Origin of the sequence: Micromonospora sp. ATA51 (assembly GCF_016802855.1) — a bacterium.
Taxonomy (GTDB): domain Bacteria; phylum Actinomycetota; class Actinomycetes; order Mycobacteriales; family Micromonosporaceae; genus Micromonospora; species Micromonospora sicca.
This window is the reverse complement of sequence record NZ_JAEVHJ010000045.1, coordinates 1-14274: the sequence shown is the minus strand read 5'-3', so window position 1 is coordinate 14274 and position 14274 is coordinate 1. Positions and strand designations below refer to the sequence as shown.

Sequence of the window (14274 nt, the reverse complement as noted above, 5' to 3'; positions counted from 1 at the left end):
ACCGCGGTTGGCGTCGATCTACGGGGCCCCAGCGCGCCCGTCATGCCCGTCAGGTCCGCTCGACCAGTTCTGCCCAAGTGGGCCGAGCGTCAGGGGCTTCCGCCGTACGATGCGGCGAGTGAAATGGGCACGATCCCTCGTCGCGGTGGTGGCGACCCTGACCCTGGCCGCGTGCGACGCGGCACCGACCCGGCCGGCGGGTGGGCCCGCCCGATCCGCCTCCGTGGCGGCATCCCCGTCGCAGGCTGGACCCGCCGAGATCACGTTGGCCTTCGCGGGCGACGTGCATTTCGCCGACCGTACGGCCGGGCTGCTGAGCAACCCGGCAACCGCTTTCGGGTCGATCTCCGCCACCCTGTCCAGCGCGGACCTCACGATGGTCAACCTGGAGACCGCGGTGACCACGCGGGGCACCCCGGAGCCGAAGGAGTTCCACTTCCGGGCGCCGGCGAGCACGTACGGAGCGGTGAAGGCGGCCGGCATCGACGTCGTGTCGATCGCGAACAATCACACGCTGGACTACGGGCGGGTGGGGCTGAGCGACACCCTGGACGCGGCCAGGGCCAGTGGGGTCCCGGCCGTCGGGGCGGGCGCCGACGCGGCGGCGGCGTACGCGCCGTGGATCACCGAGATACGCGGTACGACCGTGGCGTTCCTCGCCTTCAGCCAGGTCGCCGAGCTGTGGTCGTCGTGGAAGGCCACGGACACCGAGGCCGGCATCGCGATGACGCGGGACCTGAGCCGCGCTGTCGCGGCGGTGCGGGCCGCCCGGCAGCGGGCCGACGTGATCGTCGTCTACGTCCACTGGGGCGTGGAGGGCGAATCGTGCCCATCAGCCGAGGCGCGCGAGTTCGCCGGCGCGATGGCCGAGGCCGGCGCCCACCTCGTTGTCGGCACCCACGCCCATCTGCTGCTCGGCGACGGCTGGCTGGGCAGGACCTTCGTCCAGTACGGACTGGGCAACTTCCTGTGGTGGCGGGACGACGCCTACAGCAACGACACGGGGGTGCTGCGGGTGACCCTGCACGGGTCGGCGATCGTGAAGACCGAGTTCGTCCCGGCGCTGATCTCTCGGCGTACCGGCCAGCCCCGGCTCGCCGACGGGGAGGAGGCGGCCCGGATCTCCCACGAGTACGCGAACCTGCGCGCCTGCACCGGACTCGCCACGACGCCGACCGGCCAGTCGCGGTAGCCGGCCGGCACTGGCGGCTCCCCCTGTTCGACCGCTGGCTCGCCGGGATGTCCGCCGTGTGGTCGGAGGTCGAGCGCTGCCGCAGCGCCGGCGGAAACTCCTGAAACCGTGAGGTGGAGCGACGCCCCGGACGGTGTGAGTCCGGGCGTCGCTGCTGCCCTCCGACCTGCGAAGCGACCGGTCCGTCGGCGGCGTCGGCCGATCCCCTAGGCGTCCAGGAACTCGTCGACCATCGGCGCCAGCCACTCGGCCCGCTGCGGGATCGAGGTGTGCGTGGTGCCCGGCAGGATCGCCAGCCGGCACCGCGGCAGCCCGGTCAGGTCGCCCGGCACCCCGCCGCCGAGCAGCTTGAACATCTCCACCGCATGCTCGGGCCGGACGATGTCCGAATCGCCCAGCACGAGCAGCACGGGCGCGGCGACCGCCCGGACCTGGTCGGCCGTCCACTCCGGCAGACACCCCGTGTCCGAGACACCCCTGTTGGAACTGCGTGGCGTCGACAAGAGCTTCGGCCCCGTGCAGGTGCTCCGCGACGTCGCCTTCTCGGTGTATCCGGGCCAGGTGACCGCGCTCGTCGGCGACAACGGAGCCGGAAAGTCGACGCTGGTCAAGTGCATCAGCGGCATCTACGGCACCGACGCCGGCGAGTTCTTCTTCGAGGGACGGCCGGTGACCGTCAACGGTCCCCGGGACGCCGCCGGGCTCGGCATCGACGTGGTGTACCAGGATCTCGCGCTCTGCGACAACCTCGACATCGTGCAGAACATGTTCCTCGGCCGGGAACGGCGCTCCGGCCTCGTCCTCGACGAGCCGGCCATGGAGGAACTGGCCGCCAAGACGCTCGCCGGGCTCTCCATCCGCACGATCAGTTCACTGCGCCAGCACGTGTCCAGCCTCTCGGGCGGCCAACGCCAGACGGTGGCGATCGCCAAGGCGGTGCTCTGGAACAGCCGGCTGGTCATCCTCGACGAACCGATGGCGGCCCTCGGCCTGGCGCAGACCGCCCAGGTCCTCGAACTGGTCCGGCGGCTCGCCGACAACGGGCTGGCCGTCGTCCTCATCTCGCACAACATGAACGACGTCTTCGCCGTCTCCGACCGGATCGCGACCCTCTACCTCGGTCAGATGGTCGCCCAGGTCCGGACCACCGACGTCACGCACGCCCAGGTGGTCGAGCTGATCACCTCGGGGCGCAGTGGCTCGCTCGGCACGGCCGGCAGGAACGCCAACGGTTACCGGGGCACCGGGACGACGGGAGCCGAGAAATGATCACCCAAGCCGACCTGGCCCACCCCCAGCCGGAGACGGCCGCCCCGCGGACCGGTCTCGGCGCCCACGTACGCGGCTACCTCGCCCGCCTGCGGGGCGGTGAGATGGGCGCCCTGCCGGCGATCCTCGGTCTGGTCGTGCTCTGCGTGTTCTTCTCGGTCCTGCGGCCCAACTTCCTCACCGCCGGCAACTTCGCGAACCTGTTCACCCAGGGGGCGGCCGTCGTCCTGATCGCGATGGGGCTGGTGTTCGTCCTGCTGGTGGGCGAGATCGACCTGTCCGCCGGCTTCGCGAGCGGGGTCTGCGCGGCCGTGCTGGCCAACCTGCTGACCCTGCAGGGGTACCCGTGGTACGTGGCCACCCTCGCCGCCCTCGCCACCGGCGCGGCCATCGGCCTGGTGCTCGGCTTCCTGGTGGCGAAGGTCGGCATTCCGTCCTTCGTGGTCACGCTCGCCGCGTTCCTCGCCTTCCAGGGCATCATGCTGATGCTGATCAAGGGCGGCACCAACGTCTCGGTCCAGGCCGCCCCCATCGTCGCCATCGAGAACCGGAACCTGCCGCCGGTGGTCGGCTGGCTGCTCGCCGCGGCCGCCGTCGGCGGGTACGCCGCCACCCAGTTGCTCCGGTACCGCAACCGCCGGGCCCGGGACCTGGCGACCGATCCGATGTCGATGGTGCTGCTCCGGATCGGCAGCCTCGCCGCCGTCGTCGGCGTCGCCGTGTACGTGCTCAACATGGAACGCAGCCTGAACAGCCTGATCAGCTCGAACCGCGGCATGCCGGTCGTCGTGCCCCTGGTCGGGGTACTGCTCGTCGCGCTGAGCTTCGTGCTGTCCCGCACCGCGTACGGGCGGCACATCTACGCGGTGGGCGGGAACCGGGAGGCCGCCCACCGGGCCGGCATCAGCGTCGACCGGATCCGGATCTCCGTCTTCGTGGTCTGCTCCTCGATGGCGGCGGTCGGCGGCATCGTGGCGGCCAGCCGGTTCAGCTCGGTGGACGCCCGGACCGGCGGCAGCGACGTGCTGCTCTACGCGGTCGGCGCGGCGGTGATCGGCGGCACCAGCCTCTTCGGCGGCAAGGGCCGGGTGGTCGACGCGGTGCTCGGCGGCGCGGTGGTCGCGGTCATCGACAACGGCATGGGCCTGATGGATGCGAGCTCCGGGGTGAAGTACCTGTTCACCGGGCTGGTGCTGCTGCTCGCCGCCGGGGTCGACGCGCTGTCCCGGCGCCGCGCCCTCGCGACCGGAAACCGCTGAGGCCGGCGATGCGCGCGGGTCCGAGCCAGGAGGAGATTCGCCGGCAGAATCTCGGCGCGCTGCTGCGCCACGTCCACGTCCACGGGGCGATGTCCCGGGCCGAACTCACCTCCGCCCTCGGGCTCAACCGCAGCACCATCGGCGCGCTGACCGCGGACCTGGCCAACGCCGGACTGGTCAGCGAGGCGACCCCGAAGCAGCGGGGGCGGGCCGGGCGCCCCTCGCTGGTCGTCCGGCCCGAGTCCGCCCGGGTCCACGCGTGGGCGTTCAGCATCGAGGTGGACCGGTTGCAGGCCGCCCGGGTCGGGCTCGGTGGCGTCGTACTCGATCGGCGGGAGCTGAGCCGGCCGCGCGGTCTGGTCGCGGCGGAGACCGCGCCGCTGCTGGCCGGGGCGCTCAAGGAGATGCAACCGGCGGTGCCGCCGGGGACGATCTGCGTCGGGGCCGGGATCGCGGTCTGCGGCATGGTGCGCCGCGACGACGGCCTGGTCCGGCTCAGCCCGCACACCGGCTGGGTCAACGAGCCGATCGGCGCCACCCTGGCCGCCGAACTCGACGCGGAGACGCCCGTCGTGGTGGCCAACGTGGCCGACGTCTGCGCCTTCGCCGAACACGCCCGCGGCGCCGCGGCCGGGCGCGACAACGTCATCTACCTGTACGGGGACGTCGGCGTGGGCGCCGGCATCATCGCCGGCGGCCGCCGGCTGACCGGGCACGGCGGCTACGGCGGCGAGGTGGGCCACATGGTGGTCAACCGGAACGGGTCCCGCTGCGAGTGCGGGTCGCGCGGCTGCTGGGAGACCGAGATCGGCGAGTACGCGCTCCTGCACGCCGCCGGTCGCCCGGCGGCCTCCGGCCGGGAGGCGGTGCTCGCGGTCATCGACGCCGCCGACCGGGGGGACGCCCGGGCCCAGGCGGCGGTACGGCAGGTCGGCGACTGGCTGGGCTTCGGCGTGGGGAACCTGGTCAACATCTTCAATCCGGAGATGGTGATCTTCGGGGGAACCATGCGGGACCTCTACCTCGCGGCGGCGGCGCAGGTGCGCAGCCGGCTCAACTCGGTGGGCCTCTCGGCGTGCCTGGAGCACGTCCGGCTCCGCACCCCGCAACTGGGGCGGGACGCCGCCCTGGTCGGGGCGGCCGAACTGGCCTTCGAGCGGCTGCTCGCGGACCCGCTGGAGGTCTGACGGGGCGGGCCACGGCCCGGCCGGTGAACTGATCGCGCCGGTGATCCGTACCAGTGTGCGGACGGGCGGCCGACGGGGTGCGGACGCCCGCGACACCCGCGTTCGGTCCGGACGAGGAGGCACCGCAACAATGGCACCGCTGCAATCCGCACGCCGCCGGCCAGCGCACCGGACCCGCCGGGTGGCGCTGCTGCTCATCACGCTCGTCGCGGGGCTCGGCGTCCTCCCCGGGGTGGCCGTGGCCGCGCCCGGCGCGCAGCTGAACGCCGCCGACATGACCCTGCTCAACGGCGTACGGCTGGCCGGGCTCTGGGAGATGCCGGCCGGGCAGATGGCCGCCGAGAAGGGCCAGTCGCCCCGGGTACGCGAGATCGGGGCGGAGATCTCCCGGCAGCACGGCGTCCTCGACCAGCTCGTGGTGAACGCCGCCAACAAGCTGGGCGCCACCCTGCCGACCGACCCGACCACCGAGCAGAAGGGGTGGCTGGGCGAGATGCAGAACGCGACCGGCGCCCGCTTCGACCAGATCTTCGTCACCCGGCTCCGGGTCGCCCACGGCAAGATCTTCCCGGTGATCGGGGCGGTCCGGGCCAGCACCCGGGACGCCACCGTCCGCAAGCTCGCCGACGAGGCCAACAAGTTCGTCTCCGACCACATGGCGATGCTGGAGAGCACCGGGCTGGTCCGCTGGCAGCAGCTGCCGCCCGCCGCGCTGCCCCCGGCGCAGAGCGACTCGCTGGTCGCCGCGGCAGCCGCCAACGTCGGCAGCGGCGGCCGCGCCGCCGAGGTCAGCACCACCGTCGTCTGGCTGGTCTTCCTCGCCGCCCTCGGCACCGGCGGCATCGCGACGTACCGCATCCTGCGCCGCAGCTGACGCCGGGGCGCGGCAGGCCACCCGGAGCACCGTCACCGACCGGCCCCCGCCACCCCGGCGGGGACCGGTCGCCTCCGTCAGCCGTGCCAGGACCGCCACAGGGCCGCGTACGAGCCGTCCGCCGCGACCAGCTCGTCGTGCGAGCCCAGCTCGGTGATCCGGCCGTCCTCGACCACCGCCACCCGGTCCGCGTCGTGCGCGGAGAAGAGCCGGTGCGCGATCGCGATCACCGTCCGACCGTCGAGCACGGCGGCGAGCGAACGTTCCAACTCCCGGGCGGCGTGCGGGTCGATCAGCGAGGTCGCCTCGTCCAGCACCAGGGTGTGCGGGTCGGCGAGGACCAGCCGGGCCAGCGCGAGCTGCTGCGCCTTCGCCGGGGAGAGCGGATGCCCGCCCGAGCCGACCGGCGTCGCCAGCCCCTCCGGCAGCGCCTCCGCCCAGCCCAGCGCGTCGACGGCCGCCAGCGCCGCCCGGACCTCGGCGTCGCCCGCCTCCGGCCGGACCATCGCCACGTTCACCGCCAGGGTGCCGATGAAGACGTGATGCTCCTGGCTGACCAGGGCAACGTGGGTGCGCAGCTCCGCCAGGGGCAGCTCGGCCAGGGGCCGGCGTCCACCGTCACCGAACCGGAGCGGGGTGCGTGCACCCCGGCCAGCAGCCGCCCCAACGTGGACTTCCCCGCGCCGGACGGGCCCACCATGGCCAGCTTCTCCCCCGGCCGCGGCACCAGGGTCACCCCGTGCAGCACGTCGTGACCCTCCCGGTAGGCGTACCGGACGTCCCGGGCGGCCAGCCGGCGCTCCCCGCCCGGCGGAGCGGACCCGGCAGTCGTGGCCGGCGCCGACGGGCCGTCGACGGCCACCCCGAGCAGGCGGGCCATCGAGGCGCCACCGACCTGCAGCTCGTCCAGCCAGGAGAGCAGCCGGTCGATCGGGTCGACCAGCTGCTGCACGTAGAGGGTGGCCGCGGTGACCTGACCCAGGCTGGCCCAGCCCCTCAGGTGGAACCAGCCGCCGATCACCAGGGTGGCGACCACCGGCACCACGTACCCGATCTCGGCGACCGGGAAGAAGACCGTACGCAGGTTGAGGGTGTAGCGCTCGGCCGCGTACGACCGGCGGATGTCGGCGTCGCTACGGGCCCGGCGGCGGGCCTGCTGGCGCAGCGCCTCCGTGGTCCGCGCCCCCTCCACCGTCTCGCTGATCCCGTCGGTGATGTCCGAGTAGGCGGCGTTCTCCCGCAGGTAACCCGCCGGCGCCCGGCGCAGGTACCAGCGGGTGCCGGCCCACAGCACCGGGACCGCGAGCAGGCAGGGCAGCGCCAGCAGCGGGCCGGTCAGCAGCAGCGCGCCGAGGACCAGCACGACCGTCACCACCGCGATCAGCGTCTCCGGCACCGCGAACCGGAGCGTCCGGGACAACGCCGAGACGTCCCGCGAGGTCCGGGTGAGCAGGTCACCGGTGCCGGCCCGCTCCACCGTGGACAGCGGCAGGGCCAGCACCCGGTCCACGAAGTCCTCCCGCAGCTCGGCCAGGACCCGCTCGCCGAGCCGGGCCGAGGCGAGGTGCGCGAACCGCACCAGCACCGACTGGACGACCACGAAAGCCGCGATGGCCAGCGCGACCCGGTCGACGGTGACCGCCGACACGCCGCGTGAGATGCCCTCCACCAGGTCGCCCAGCAGCCGGGGCGCCACCAGGCCGGCCGCCGCGGCGAGGGCGTGCAGGCCGAGCGCCCCGGCCAGGCCGCGCGGGTGCCGGCGGACCAGCGTGCGCGCGTACCGACGGACCTGGTCGGCGTCGGCGACGGGCAGCGCGTTGCTCATCGCTCCTCCTCCCGGCTGACCGTGGCCGCGTACCGCGGCTCGGCCGCGAGCAGTTCGTCGTGCCGGCCCTCGGCCACCACCTTGCCGTCCTCCACGAAGACCACGTGCTCGGCCCGGCCCAGCACCAGCGGGCTGGTGGTGCAGACCAGCGTGGTCCGGCCGCGCCGGGCCGCGCCGAGCCGCTCGGCGATCCGCGCCTCGGTGTGCGCGTCCACCGCGCTGGTCGGCTCCACCAGCACCAGCGTCTCCGGGTCGGCGACCAACGCGCGCGCCAGCCGCAGCCGCTGCCGCTGCCCGCCGGAGAACTCCCGTCCCCGCTCGGCCACCCGGCCGTCCAGCCCGTCGGGCAGGGCCTCGACGATGTCCGTCGCGCTCGCCGCGACCAGCGCCGCCTCGACCGCCGCCCGGTCGGCCGCGTCGTGCGGATCCAGCTCCGACCGGATCGGGCCGGTGAAGAGGTGCGCGTCGTTGTCGGCCACCAGGATCCGCTCGCGCACCGTCGCCACCGCCAGGTCCCGCAGCGGTACGCCGTGCAGCGTCACGTCGCCGTCGGCGTACCGGCCGAGCCGGTCGGCGATCGCAGCCGCGTCCTCCGGGGCACTGGCGGCCAGCGCGGTGAACCGGCCCGGTCGCACCACCAGCCCGGACTGCACGTCGACCAGCTCACCGGGGCCGGCGGGCAGCGCCGCCGGGTGGGCCGGATCGACCAGCTCCGGAGTGAGCCGGAGCAGCCGCACCACCCGCCGGGCGGCGACGTGCCCCCGGGTCAGCTTGTCCGCCGCCTCGGTCAGGTTGCGCAGCGGGCTGACCAGGAAGGCGGTGTAGCCGTAGAAGGCGACGAGCTGGCCGGCGCTGATCTCACCGCGCAGCGCGAAGCGGGCGCCGAGCCAGGTCACCAGCACCACGAACGCGCCGGGGAGCAGCACCTGCGCCGCCTCCAGCAGCGACTCCACCCGGGCCACCCGGAGGCCGTCGGCGCGCAGCGCCTGGGACTGCGCCCGGTAGCGCGCCGAGAGCACCGGCTCGCCGCCCACGCCGCGCAGCACCCGCAGCCCGGAGACGATGTCACCGGCCCGGGCGGTCAGCCGCCCCTCCGAGTCCCGGTACGCCTGCTGCTGCCGGTGCAGCGGCCGGATCAGCAGCCCGACCAGGCCCATCAGCAGCGGCACGCCGAGCACCACCACCAGCCCGAGCGGCACCGAGGCGTCCAGCAGGATCAGCGCCACGGTGCCGACGGCGACGATCGAACCGGCGCCCCGCGCGGTGATGTCGACGGCGCTGCCGATGTGCTCGATGTCGGCCGTACCGATGCTGACCACCTCGCCGGCGACGACCCGGCGGGGCAGCGCGGCGCCCAGCCGGTTGGTGGCCTCGACGGTGACCTGCACGGTCCGGTACGCGGCGGCCAGCCAGTTGTGCACCGCGCAGCGATGCCGCAGGATCCCGGCCACCGCCTGGAGCACGCCCAGCCCCAGCAGCACGGCGCCCCAGGTCAGCAGGGCGTCCGGGTCCCGGTGGGCGAGGCCGGCGTCGACCGCCCGGCCCACCGCGGCCGGCATCAGCGCCTGGGCGACCATCCAGACGATGCCCAGCGCGATGCCGGAGCCGAAGAGGAACGGGTGCCGGCCGGCCAGCCACAGCAGGTAGCGGGTGGCGGACCGGTCGTCGGGGATGCCGGGATCGCCGGCCGGTGAGAAACGCATGGCGACCCGACGCTAGGCGGCCTCGACGGTCCCCCGCATCCGAATTCCCGCCGGTCAGCGCGGTGTGCGACGCAGGTCGCACCGCCGACGAGGATGGCGGGACCACCCCGTTCGCCAATGGTCGCTAGGCTTCCGGCGGGATGCGGCGGGTCCGGGTCCCTCCACAGTCGACCGGGGAACGGGGTGGCCGCGTGACCGACCAGTACGACCGACCGGACGGCCCGCTGGGCCGTTTCACCGCCGCCCGGGGATCCGGTGACGCGGCGGGCGGCCTGGTGCACGTCGAGCTGGACGGCACCGGGGACCTGACCGCCCTCGACCTCGACCCGCGCGTCATGCGGCTGCCCGCCGAGGATCTGGCGGCCGCGATCCGCGAGGCGTTCGGCACCGCCCGCGCCGCGTTGCAGGCCGCCCTGCAGGAGCAGCTCGCCGCGCAGCCGGTGACGCTGCCGCAGGGGCTCGGTCCGCTCCTCAACGACCTCGGCTTCGGCGCGCAGCGCCGGCTGGACGACCTGACCGCGGCGGCGCAGCAGATCGCGGACCGGCTGGACCGGATGGGCGGGGCGGCGCCGCGATGATGAAGCCGATGCACACCGAGCCGGAGGTGCTGGCCGGGGCGGCCCAGCAGATCGCCGGGGTGGCGGTGGAGCTGGAGACCGGCCTGGGCGCCCTGGAGGCCACGGTGACCACGCAGAACCCGTGGGGCGCCGACGAGCCGGGCACGGTCTTCGGGGCGGCGTACACCGAGGTGCTGTCGCACGCGCTGGAGACGTACGGCTCGCACGTGCAGCTGCTGATCACCGCCGCCGAGGGGCTGGCCGACTGGGCGCAGCAGGTGGTCGAGGTCGACCAGCAGTCGGACGCGCTCTTCACCTCGCTGCACGGCCGGTTGGGAGCCTGACCGGTGGGTCTCGAACTTCCGGCCGAGCTGACCGAGCCGCTGAGCTGGATCGGTCTGGAGTGGCCGCAGGCCGACGAGGAGCTGCTCTTCGCCGCCGGACAGCAGTGGTTGTCCTTCGGGATGACGTTGCAGGCCGCCGCGGAACGCGCCAACGGGGCCGCCGACGCGGTCGGCCGGTACAACACCGGCGACACCGTCGACGCGTTCGAGGCGTGGTGGCGGCGGGAGGACGGCCCGCAGCTGCGGCTGCTGGAGGACGCGATCGCCGCGCAGCTCATCGGCGCGGTGCTGATGATCTTCGCGGCGATGACACTGGCCATGAAGATCGCCTTCATCGTCCAACTGATCATCCTGCTGGTCCAGGTGACCATTGCGCTCGCCGCCGCGATCGCCACCGTCGGCGCCTCCACCACCACCGTGCCCGGCTTCATCGCCGCCACCCGGATGATCTGCCAACGCCTGATCAAGATGATCGTGCAGCAGGTCCGCACGGTGCTCAAGCAGATCCTGGAGCAGGCCAAACGGCTGCTCAAGCTGGCCCGCAAGGTCGGTGCCAAGCGGGCCGCCCGCAAGGTCGAGCGGCAGATCGCGCACGACCTCAAGCGGGTCAACCCGAAGTTCAACCCGCCCCACCCGGACTACTCGGCGAACTGCACCCACTGCGTGCAGACGTACGAGCTGCGCCGGCGGGGCATCGACGTCGAGGCGACCGCGCTGCCGAAGCAGTTCCACAACTGGGGCGGCCGCTCGATCGGCGACATCGAGAACACCTGGGGCCGCCGGTTCAGCACCGGCGGCCAGGGTGACATCGAGCAGGCCTTCCAGAACTTCGGCCCCGGTTCCCGCGGCGTCGTCGCGATCCGCTGGAACAACGGCGGTGGGCACGTCTTCAACGTGGAGAACGTCGGCGGCAAGGTCCGCTTCATCGACGGCCAGAACGCCGGCCGGGACGTCGCCGACTACTTCGCCAAGGGCCACAGCACCTCGTTCGTCCGGCTGGACGACATCCCCATGCCCGGCGGGCTCACCGAGTTCGTCCGGCCACCCGGTTAGGATCACGCGTCATGGCTGTCACCTACGAGCAGGCCCGGGACATCGTCCGCCGGGCGACCGAGCCGGACTGGCCGATCGGCACCTACTGCCTGGACGACCGCAAGATCGTCGAGAACGACGCGTTCTACGTGTTCGAGGTGGGCGCCCGGGAGTTCCTGGTCGGCGGCGACATGTCGTACATGATGGCCGGTTCGGTGCCGGTGGTGTACAAGGCGGACGGTCGGTTGGAGTTCCTGCCGTCGTTCCAGATCGGCACCGATCCCTCGATCAGCGACCGGCCCAACCCGGCGCCCACCATCCAGGTCTGACCGGCCCCAGGTCGACCGCCGGCCGTCGGGTCAGCGGTCGACCTGGGTGAAGTCCCAGGAGTGCGGGGGCCGCGCCACCAGCCGCATCGGCGGCTCCGGCAGGTCCCGGGGGCTGCTCCGCCACTTGGAGATCACCACCAGCCGGTGGTCGGTGGAGGAGAAGACCTCGCTGGACAGGTGCAGCGGGTCGTGCTCGAACTCGGGCAGGGCGGTGTCGCAGACCCAGGTGATCAGGTCGGCGAAGCCGTACGGCTCGGCGCGCGCCTCCCACATCCGTACGATCACGTCGTCCCTCTCGTCAGCGGCGGGCGGCATGTCAGACGCTGACCACGGTCAGCGGCATGGCGGAGTCGGCGGGCAGGTCGAGGCGGCTCGGCGCGACGCCCGAGGCCACCAGGTGCGAGCCGAGCGCGGCCACCATCGCGCCGTTGTCGGTGCAGAGCTTCGGGCGCGGCACCCGGACCCGGACGCCCTGCTTCGCCGCCCGGTGCTCGGCCATCGCCCGCAGCCGGGAGTTGGCAGCCACTCCGCCGCCGATCACCAGCGTCTCGACGCCGTTCGTCCGGCAGGCGTCCAGCGCCTTGCCGACCAGCACGTCGCAGACCGCCTCCTGGAAGGACGCGGCCACGTCGGCCACTGGCACCGGCTCGCCGGCCCGCTGCCGCGCCTCCACCCAGCGGGCCACCGCGGTCTTCAGGCCGGAGAAGGAGAAGTCGTACCGGTGGGCGGCGAGGTCCTTGGCGGCGGTGAGGCCGCGCGGGAAGCCGATGGCCCCGGCATCGCCGGCCCGGGCCTCCCGGTCGATCCACGGGCCGCCGGGGAAGGGCAGCCCGAGCAGCCGGGCCACCTTGTCGAACGCCTCACCGGCGGCGTCGTCGATGGTCGAGCCGAGCGGGGTGACCCCGCGGGCCAGGTCGTCGACGAGCAGCAGCGACGAGTGCCCGCCGGAGACCAGCAGGGCGATCGCCGGCTCGGGCAGCGGCCCGTGTTCCAGGGTGTCCACGGCGACGTGCGCGGCGAGGTGGTTCACCCCGTACACCGGCTTCTCGGCGGCGACGGCGTAGCCCTTGGCCGCGGCCACGCCCACCAGCAGCGCGCCGGCCAGGCCCGGGCCGGAGGTGACCGCGATCGCGTCGATGTCGGTGATGGTCACCCCCGCCTCGGCGAGCGCCCGCTCCATGGTCGGGACGATGGCCTCCAGGTGGGCCCGGCTGGCCACCTCGGGCACCACGCCGCCGAACCGGGCGTGCTCGTCGACGCTGGAGGCGATCGCGTCGGCGAGCAGGGTGTGCCCGCGCACGATGCCCACGCCGGTCTCGTCGCAGGAGGTCTCGATGCCGAGGATCAGGGGTTCGTCAGCCATGCTCATCAATCCTCGTTGCGCCGCATGACCAGCGCGTCGGTGTTGCTCGGTTGGTAGTAGCCGCGCCGCACCCCGATCGGCTCGAAGCCGTAGCTGGCGTAGAGCCGCTGGGCCGGGGCGTTGTCCGCCGCGACCTCCAGCAGGGTGCTGCGAGCGCCGCGCCGGTCCGCCTCGGCGAGCAGCGCCTCCAGCAGGAGCCGGCCGATGCCCCGGCGCTGGGCGTCCCGGCGGACCGCGATGTTCTGCACCCAGGCCTCGTCGGGTGGCGCCACAATGAGCCCGGCGTAGCCGAGCACCGTACCGTCGTCGTCGGTGGCGACCAGGTAGTGGTGCCCGTGGGCCAGCTCGTTCCAGAACATCGCCGGGGACCACTGCTCGACGCCGAAGAGGTCCGCCTCGATCGGCAGCACCTGGTCGATGTGCCACCAGCGGAACCGGCTCAGCCGTACCGGCTCGCTGCTCGCGCTCACGGTAGGACCGGCTTGTGCCCGGTTGCCGCCACCGCGTCCGGGCGGCGCAGGTAGAGCGGGGTGAGCGGCTCGCCGGGGGCGCCGGCCCGGATCCGCTCGGCGGCCAGCGTGGCGAGCACGGTCGCGTCCGGGTAGCGCGGCTCGGCCCTCAGCGGCAGGCCGAGGACGTCCGCGTACCGGTGCGCGCCGTCGCCGGCGGCCACGGTGACGGCCAGGTCGCGGGCGCGCTCGGCGGCGACCGCGGGGGCGTCCACGTTCGGCCCGGCGATCCGCTGGCCGGCGCCGTCGTAGACGGCCCAGTAGATCTCCCGGCGGCGGGCGTCGCTGGCGGCCAGAACCGGCTCGCCGGCCGCCACCGGGTGGCCGATCCCGTCCAGCGAGCAGACGCCGTACGTGGGGATGCCGAGTACCTGACCCATGGTGGCGGCGGTGACCAGGCCCACCCGCAGCCCGGTGAACGGCCCGGGGCCGAGCCCGGCGACGATCGCGGCCAGGTCGGCGGGGCGGGCGTCGGCGGCGGCCAGCACCGCGTCGACCTGCGGGGCGAGCAGCTCACCGTGCGCCCGGGCGTCGACCGTGCACCGCTGCGCGCGGGTCACGACGCCGTCCGCCGAGACCTCGACCAACGCCGCGGTCACCGCGGGCGTCGAGGAGTCCACCACCAGTACGAGCACGGTATGCCAGCCTAGTCGGCTCCGCGCGCATACCCGGTCACACCCCGTCCGGGCCGGCCGTGGCGGCCAGCGACGGGCGCGCCGGCCCGAAGGTGGCTGCCACCGCCCGGCGCCCCCGGCGTTTCGTCGCGCCGCCCGCGCACCTCGCCCACCCCCGTGCGATCCGGTCCCGCGCCGCGACCGGCCCCGCGCCAAC

15 protein-coding genes and 1 pseudogene are annotated in these 14274 nt (G+C 74.0%); 9 read left to right on the top strand and 7 right to left on the bottom strand.

The genetic code is table 11. The annotated features are described in order from the left end of the window. The first annotated feature begins 118 nt into the window (after nt 1–118). Complete coding sequence (locus JNW87_RS10505) at nt 119–1192, top strand: CapA family protein (RefSeq protein ID WP_161557942.1); 1074 nt, start codon at nt 119–121, stop codon at nt 1190–1192. Between the two features lie 206 nt (nt 1193–1398). Here the strand turns inward: JNW87_RS10505 and JNW87_RS10500 are convergent, their stop codons facing one another. Continuing rightward, nucleotides 1399–1602, bottom strand: coding sequence for a hypothetical protein (locus JNW87_RS10500; RefSeq protein ID WP_238453583.1), 204 nt, complete (start codon nt 1600–1602; stop codon nt 1399–1401). Between the two features lie 52 nt (nt 1603–1654). Between JNW87_RS10500 and JNW87_RS10495 the strand changes: the two genes are divergently transcribed. From JNW87_RS10495 to JNW87_RS10480, 4 genes are all read left to right on the top strand, one after another. Then, nucleotides 1655–2461 carry an ATP-binding cassette domain-containing protein gene (locus tag JNW87_RS10495; RefSeq protein WP_109802940.1) on the top strand — a complete coding sequence of 269 codons (807 nt, stop codon included), beginning with the start codon at nt 1655–1657 and terminating at the stop codon, nt 2459–2461. Continuing rightward, nucleotides 2458–3720 carry a sugar ABC transporter permease gene (locus tag JNW87_RS10490; protein WP_109802939.1) on the top strand — a complete coding sequence of 421 codons (1263 nt, stop codon included), beginning with the start codon at nt 2458–2460 and terminating at the stop codon, nt 3718–3720. Before JNW87_RS10495 ends, JNW87_RS10490 begins: the two co-directional genes overlap by 4 nt. Before the next feature lie 8 nt (nt 3721–3728). Continuing rightward, nucleotides 3729–4907: an ROK family protein gene (locus tag JNW87_RS10485; protein WP_109802938.1), complete on the top strand. Its 1179-nt coding sequence runs from the start codon at nt 3729–3731 to the stop codon at nt 4905–4907. Between the two features lie 130 nt (nt 4908–5037). Continuing rightward, nucleotides 5038–5781, top strand: coding sequence for a DUF4142 domain-containing protein (locus tag JNW87_RS10480; RefSeq protein ID WP_109802937.1), 744 nt, complete (start codon nt 5038–5040; stop codon nt 5779–5781). 77 nt (nt 5782–5858) lie between these two features. On the opposite strand, the pseudogene JNW87_RS10475 reads toward JNW87_RS10480, so the two are convergent. Both JNW87_RS10475 and JNW87_RS10470 read right to left on the bottom strand, forming a co-directional pair. After that, a pseudogene (locus JNW87_RS10475) lies at nt 5859–7606 on the bottom strand (ABC transporter ATP-binding protein). Beyond that, nucleotides 7603–9309 carry an ABC transporter ATP-binding protein gene (locus JNW87_RS10470; RefSeq protein WP_109802936.1) on the bottom strand — a complete coding sequence of 569 codons (1707 nt, stop codon included), beginning with the start codon at nt 9307–9309 and terminating at the stop codon, nt 7603–7605. Before JNW87_RS10470 ends, JNW87_RS10475 begins: the two are co-directional and overlap by 4 nt. Before the next feature lie 191 nt (nt 9310–9500). Between JNW87_RS10470 and JNW87_RS10465 the strand changes: the two genes are divergently transcribed. Genes JNW87_RS10465 through JNW87_RS10450 form a run of 4 tightly spaced genes read left to right on the top strand, consistent with a single transcriptional unit; the run spans nt 9501 to nt 11571 of the window. Then, nucleotides 9501–9887: a YbaB/EbfC family nucleoid-associated protein gene (locus tag JNW87_RS10465; protein ID WP_157746351.1), complete on the top strand. Its 387-nt coding sequence runs from the start codon at nt 9501–9503 to the stop codon at nt 9885–9887. Between the two features lie 8 nt (nt 9888–9895). Continuing rightward, nucleotides 9896–10210: a hypothetical protein gene (locus JNW87_RS10460; RefSeq protein ID WP_161557890.1), complete on the top strand. Its 315-nt coding sequence runs from the start codon at nt 9896–9898 to the stop codon at nt 10208–10210. Between the two features lie 3 nt (nt 10211–10213). Then, nucleotides 10214–11263, top strand: a complete 1050-nt coding sequence (locus JNW87_RS40530) for a toxin glutamine deamidase domain-containing protein (protein ID WP_146231142.1) — start codon at nt 10214–10216, stop codon at nt 11261–11263. 11 nt (nt 11264–11274) lie between these two features. Further along, on the top strand, nt 11275–11571 hold the full coding sequence (locus tag JNW87_RS10450; protein ID WP_109802933.1) for a hypothetical protein: 297 nt from the start codon (nt 11275–11277) through the stop codon (nt 11569–11571). Between the two features lie 30 nt (nt 11572–11601). On the opposite strand, the gene JNW87_RS10445 is transcribed toward JNW87_RS10450, so the two are convergent. The 4 genes from JNW87_RS10445 to tsaB are packed head-to-tail and all read right to left on the bottom strand — an operon-like array spanning nt 11602 to nt 14078. After that, nucleotides 11602–11856, bottom strand: coding sequence for a hypothetical protein (locus JNW87_RS10445; protein WP_109802957.1), 255 nt, complete (start codon nt 11854–11856; stop codon nt 11602–11604). A 31-nt stretch (nt 11857–11887) separates the two neighbouring features. After that, nucleotides 11888–12934 carry a tRNA (adenosine(37)-N6)-threonylcarbamoyltransferase complex transferase subunit TsaD gene (gene tsaD / locus JNW87_RS10440; protein WP_109802956.1) on the bottom strand — a complete coding sequence of 349 codons (1047 nt, stop codon included), beginning with the start codon at nt 12932–12934 and terminating at the stop codon, nt 11888–11890. A gap of 5 nt (nt 12935–12939) precedes the next feature. Beyond that, nucleotides 12940–13404, bottom strand: a complete 465-nt coding sequence (gene rimI / locus JNW87_RS10435) for a ribosomal protein S18-alanine N-acetyltransferase (protein WP_236648072.1) — start codon at nt 13402–13404, stop codon at nt 12940–12942. After that, nucleotides 13401–14078, bottom strand: a complete 678-nt coding sequence (gene tsaB, locus JNW87_RS10430; protein ID WP_109802932.1) for a tRNA (adenosine(37)-N6)-threonylcarbamoyltransferase complex dimerization subunit type 1 TsaB — start codon at nt 14076–14078, stop codon at nt 13401–13403. The genes rimI and tsaB overlap by 4 nt, the downstream gene beginning before the upstream one ends. Between the last annotated feature and the right edge of the window lie 196 nt (nt 14079–14274).